At 34.2% G+C, this 5,305-nt stretch carries 2 protein-coding genes; both read right to left on the reverse strand.

What is annotated here, in order from left to right; translation table 11 throughout:
• Positions 1 to 399 precede the first annotated feature (399 nt).
• The gene (locus OM075_RS24160; protein ID WP_301193131.1) at positions 400 to 1,905 is read right to left on the reverse strand and encodes a RagB/SusD family nutrient uptake outer membrane protein; all 1,506 of its coding nucleotides are present in this window, start codon (positions 1,903 to 1,905) and stop codon (positions 400 to 402) included.
• 19 nt (positions 1,906 to 1,924) lie between these two features.
• Positions 1,925 to 5,197, reverse strand: coding sequence for a SusC/RagA family TonB-linked outer membrane protein (locus OM075_RS24165; protein ID WP_301193132.1), 3,273 nt, complete (start codon positions 5,195 to 5,197; stop codon positions 1,925 to 1,927).
• Between the last annotated feature and the right edge of the window lie 108 nt (positions 5,198 to 5,305).

A 5,305-nucleotide genomic window follows, 5' to 3' on the forward strand; every position in this document is an offset into this window, starting at 1 on the left:
AGCAAAATCCATTTTTATTTCAAAATATTACATGATTTTATTTTCGATTATTTCATTGATATACTGCGATTTAAGAATCGAACTGAGGTTTATAGAAAACAGGAACATGTAAAACGGTAAAATAAAAAAGCCTGTAAAACAAACATTTTACAGGCTTTTAACTTATTTAGTATTTTAAGTAGTCGGGGTGGAGAGACGAATATCTTATCTTATAAACTGCAATATTTCAACATATTACAAAAACAAACCAAACTTGATCACACCTAACTTACACCTGCCAATTGACTTATAATGTATTGATTTGATGTCTTATAACATAAAGTAAAGATACAGAAAATCATTGGCTTAATAGTACAAATTGTATTAAAATAAATGATAACAAATCACTCACATAAACAGTTAATACCCCGGATTCTGAATCATATTTGGATTTAGTCTGATCTCTCTTTGGGGAATTGGAAAAATTAATCTATTCTCCGTAAGTTGATAAGCTGCACTCACAGGTTCTACTCCTGAAGGGTAATAATATTCCTCAGGATTCGCTTTAATTTTAGCACCTTGAGCATTTAATACTTCAATGGCCTTGTCACTTCTTACTAAATCTAACCAACGCTTATTTTCAAAAGCTAATTCTATTTGTCTTTCTTTAAAAATGGCATCTCTTAACTGATCCTGATCCGTAATATGAAGCGCTTCAAGTCCGGTTCTGTCATGGGCATGAACCTGATTTAAATAATATAAGGATTCTGTAGATCTCCCTCCTTGTTCATTAATGGCTTCTGCTAAAAATAAAAGTACTTCTGCATACCTATATACAGGAAAGTCATCATTGGTATTAGGAGCTACATATGAACCATGACAATATTTTTTAATATAGGGTCTGTTTACATATCCTCCACCTGTATAAAAACCAATGGAAGCTTGTAAACGCTTATCTCCATTTTCATAGGATTGAATCAAATCCGGAGTAGGAGTATTCCACCCCCCATAATTATTTGAAGCGCCCAATGGAAAACCGGAAATAACCCCCAGATTATACAGTATAGGTAAAAAATTATAGGCAAAACTACTGGCCACTTCAGCTGAAGGATCATCATTATATTGTACTTCAAAAATAGATTCTGCATTATTTTTATTATCTGGATCGAAGATTGCCGCATAATTAAATAGCAAGTTATATCCTTTTACATTTAACAATGCTTCTTCAGCTTTTTCCCATTGTTTAAGTACAATATAAACATTACCTAAAAGTGTATAAGCAGCTCCTTTAGCGACATATCCTCTGGTATTTACTGAGGGAGGAGAAAGTAAACTTGCCGCATTTTGAGCATCAATGGTAATTTGGTCATAAACATCAGATTTGGGAGTCCTTGATAGATATGCATCCTCATAGTTTATAGTTGATGCTGTAACCAAAGGAACATCTCCGAAATATTGAACCAAATCAAAATAAGCAAAAGCTCTTAAAAATAAAGCCTGACCTTTATACCAATCCTTTAGAGTTTGGTCAATCTCTGCATGATCAATTCTACTGAGAATTTGATTTGCCCGTTCTATAATGATATAATCATTATTATACTTGTTGGCAATAGCAGTTCCATTGGAATCATCTACCAATAATTCATAGTATTCTTTATCAATATATCCTCTATTTGAAGCATTGTAACTAAATGTGGTATTATCGGATCGCATTTCTCCCATGATCCATGCTCCATTATCAGCCATTCCCGAACCGTATAGACTTCTTAATGGAACATAAAGTCCAATATTTGCCTGTTGAAAATCTTGTTCAGTGATATAAAAATCTTCAGCTAACACTACTATTTGCGGACTTAAATTCAGGGGTTCATCCGAACATGAATGAAGTAATAAACAAAGAAATACTATGTAGATATATTTTTCCATAAATCATCAATAGTTTAATTTACAAACCAATACTAAGTCCTAATGAAAAAGTACGAGGTACTGGATACGTTGTATAATCATTCCCTGAAAACAAACCTCCTGCCGAAGAAACTTCAGGATTCATACCAGGATACTTTGAGAAAGTATATACCTGCTGCGCACTTGCATAAACTCTCACTGAAAGATCTCTCAACTTGTTTTTCAAAGGTAGTTTATACCCCAACGTAATATTTTTTATCGTTAGATAACTAGCATCGTAAAGGAATTTGGAACTAATCCAATCTCGTTCATAACTGGTTGTACCGGCAATATCTTTACCATAAATTCCATCTCCGGGATCTGATTCTGATCGCCATCTTTGGGCTAGTGCCTTATATACATTAAAAGATCCATCCAGATTTGAGGTAAAACGCTCCATCACATTAAATATTTTATGAGCGTATGCTCCAGCCATATCTATGGATAAGTCCCAGTTTTTATAAGAGAACTTATTAAAGATTCCATAAATGCCTTTAGGAGCAGAATTTCCTAATACAGTTCGATCTCTTTCATCATTAGTTACAACACCATCTTTATTAATATCTTTAAATTTAACAGTTCCAACCTGAGCTCCAGTATATTTAGGAGAAGAGTCATAATCCTCCTGATTCATATAAATTCCATCCCAATCCAGTCCGTACAATTGACCTAATGGCTTGCCGACTCTTGTAATGGTATTATCTCCATATATAGCTGCATTAGATGTACCTAACTCCAAAGCTTTGTTTCTGTTAAATGAAATATTAAAATCTGTGGTCCATTTAAAATCTCCAACAAGGTTTTTCGTATTTAAAATAAATTCATTACCCCAGAAAACTATTTTACCAATATTGGTTGCGTAATTATAATAACCAGTAGAAATAGGTATTTCAATGGAATAAAGCAGGTCTTCTGTTGTACGTTGAAAATAATCGTAGCTCAGATTTATTCTGTTTTTAAAGATCCCTATATCCAACCCCAAATTCATTTCTTTAGTATTTTCCCAACCTAAAAACTCATTATCTAAACCTGCAATACTTCTTCCGCTGTAATAAACATCATCAACAGGATTGTTAGTAATGACTGCATATGCATATTGCGGATAATTACCTATATTATTATTTCCGGTTATACCATAACTCGCTCTAAACTTTAAAAATGAAATTGGTTTTATTGATTGCATAAAATCTTCTTCTGAAGTAACCCACCCAACAGAAACAGAAGGAAAACTACCCCAGCGATTTTTTGATCCAAACTTTGAAGAGCCATCATTTCGAAAAGCCGCTGAGAGCAGATACTTCACTTTATAGTTATAATTCACTCTACCAAAAACTGATAATAAAGCCCACTCCTGAATATCTGTTCCTCCGGTAATTGTTCGGGCTGCATTTAATGTATAAACTTTATTATCCGGCGCATCTGAACCTCTTAAATTTCCGGATTCTGCATGAGCCTTTTGAGAAGTATATCCGGCTAAAAGTTCAATATTATGATCTCCTAACGACTTTGTATATTTAGCAATATTCTCCCACATCCAGGAGTAACTAAAAGCATTGGTGTGCGTTCCGTAAATACGTGAGGCATCATTTTCATTACCCGGATCAAATAAACCTCCGGCGGTAGAAGGGAAAAAGAAGTTATTCATCCAATTTCCCATATCAATATTAATACTTGTTTTAAGTATCAGATCTTTTACTGGTTCCAACTCCAGATAACCATTAGCAATTAACCCTGCATTGTTGGTTCTATTTTTTACAATTCGGATTTGATTGTACCAGTTTGGACTAGCTGCAGTTCCATAATCCGGCCCTCCATATTCTATGGCATTAATTGGAATAGTTCCATCTTCATTTTTATATGGAGCCAGTGGCGATGTTAGTATGGCTGACTGAATAATATTGGGACCATCATACCAAATGCCATCGCTTTGTGGTTGATTACTTGATGTAAAAGTTGGTGCCAGATTAACACCGACTTTTAGTTTTGGAATAATTTGATAGGTTGTATTAATTCGCATTGAATACCTTTCAAATTTAGAATTCAACAATAAACCATCTTGCTTAAAGTACCCTCCTACTAAATACAATCCAAGCTTATCTTTATTTTTACTAAATGAAAGTGAATAGTTTTGAATAGGAGCATTTCTGGTAATTACTTTATACCAGTTTGTACCTTTTCCATATTGCTCCGGGTTTAGAAACATTTCTGGTACCGTTTGTCCGTTATCCTGATAAATTTCCTTTTTAAACTGTGCAAACTCCCTTGCATTCATCATATCAGGCATGCGTTCAACCGGTATTTGCTGTATACCGGAATACATATTAAAATCAAATCGCGAACTGCCGGCTTTGGCTTTTTTTGTGGTAATTAAAACTACTCCATTGGCTGCTCGGGATCCGTATAAAGCAGCAGATGATGCATCTTTCAAGATCGAAACACTCTCAAATTCGTCGGGATTCAGATTACTGATATCTCCTGCAATAGGAAATCCATCAACAACATATAAAGGAAAATTACCCGCTGATATGGAAGCCTGTCCCCTGATTCGAACCGACATTCCCTGCCCGGGAGCTCCTGTTGTTTGATTGATTTGTACCCCGGCAAATTTCCCCTGTATTTTTTGATTCATCTGCGCCACCGGCAGATTCTCATATCCGGTTGTGTTTAATGTCTGTACAGCTCCAGTAACACTTCTTTTGGTTTGAGTACCATATCCAATAACTACAAATTCCTCTAACAAAATCCCGGAAGGATATAAACTAATATTTAATGGATGAACATGATCAACCAACAATTCAGTTTGAGAGTAACCTAAATATGATATTATAACATTAACTGGTAATGAATCTGTTTTAAAGCTAAAATTACCTTCTTTGTCTGTTATGGTTTGAATTGATTTGTTTTTTACAATGATATGTACCCCTGCCAGTGCAATATTATTCTCATCAGTAATATTTCCAACAATAAAATGCGTTGTATTTTGATTTACAGATGAGACTTCTTCTTCGGTCATTTTATTAATCACCACATGGTTACCGACAAATGAATAAGTACAATTTAGCTTCGCTAGCAAGGAATTCAGCAATTCGCTTATGGGTAAATTAGTAGGAGGATTAATAATAATCCGGTTATCATCAATCACATTTGAATCATAATCGATAGATAATTTCGTCTGTGATTCAATTTGAATAAAAATATCCTTTAATGTTAATTGCTTTTGTTCTATGGATATTTTTTGATATTGACCAAAAGTAGAAACTGGTTGTGTAAACAAAGTTATTAAACATACAAATAAACCACTATGGACTGAAAGTCCATAGTTTTGAGCGACCTGAATGACTAAAAGTCATTCTTTAGCTCGTTTCTCATCTATTCTAAGATG

This window comes from Plebeiibacterium sediminum, assembly GCF_026013605.1.
GTDB classification, from domain to species: Bacteria; Bacteroidota; Bacteroidia; order Bacteroidales; family Marinilabiliaceae; genus Saccharicrinis; species Saccharicrinis sediminus.

What these genes read in the sequence shown, in the direction of transcription:
- OM075_RS24160 (WP_301193131.1), bottom strand. Translation starts at nt 1,905, where the DNA reads ATGGAAAAATATATCTACATAGTATTTCTTTGTTTATTACTTCATTCA.